This is a genomic window from Zoogloea ramigera (assembly GCF_006539865.1).
In the GTDB taxonomy this organism is placed as follows: Bacteria; Pseudomonadota; Gammaproteobacteria; order Burkholderiales; family Rhodocyclaceae; genus Zoogloea; species Zoogloea ramigera.
Map to the genome: position 1 here is coordinate 1 of NZ_BJNV01000205.1, position 528 is coordinate 528.

The window sequence follows — 528 nt, forward strand, 5'->3', positions numbered from 1 at the left end:
GCTGAAACTCTGGGACGCCATCGTCAATTCCATCCGCATCCGCCCCACCGGCCCCGCCAGGCACAGCGAGGCCCCGTCTCCCAGGACACCTCTGGGCGAGCTGGCCGTCACCGGCCGGGCCTGCCCGGAAACCGGCTGGTGGCAGTGCGCCGACGAAGGGGCGCCGGTGCTCGGCGGCTCCCGGCAATTCATCCGCCGGGGCGAGCCCATGCCGGAGGTCGTGCTCCAGGGCGAGCCCAGCCTGTGGCAGCGGGTCAAGGGCGAGACACCTCAATTCCGCCGCACCACGGTCTGGCAATTGAGCGCCTATCCAGACGACGCGGCGACAACGCAGGCCACCGCCCCCGACGCTGCCAGGAGCGATTCTCCGCAACCCCCCGCTGACAAGACCTGACAGCCCGCTGGAGCACCGCCATGAAAACCATCATTCGCCTGGGCGACCCGACCGACCACGGTGGCCAGGTGGTCGGCAGCGGTGCGCCTTACTACCTGGTCGAGGGCATCCCCGTCGCCCTGCTCGGCGACCCC

General features: G+C 70.6%; 2 protein-coding genes. Both read left to right on the plus strand.

The window, feature by feature from the left end:
- Nucleotides 1-394: hypothetical protein (locus ZRA01_RS20740; protein WP_218028786.1), on the plus strand; the 394-nt coding region annotated here is incomplete at its 5' end.
- Nucleotides 395-414: 20 nt separating this feature from the next.
- Nucleotides 415-528, plus strand: a 114-nt coding sequence (locus ZRA01_RS20450; protein ID WP_174851640.1) for a PAAR domain-containing protein, incomplete at its 3' end; no start/stop codon positions are given.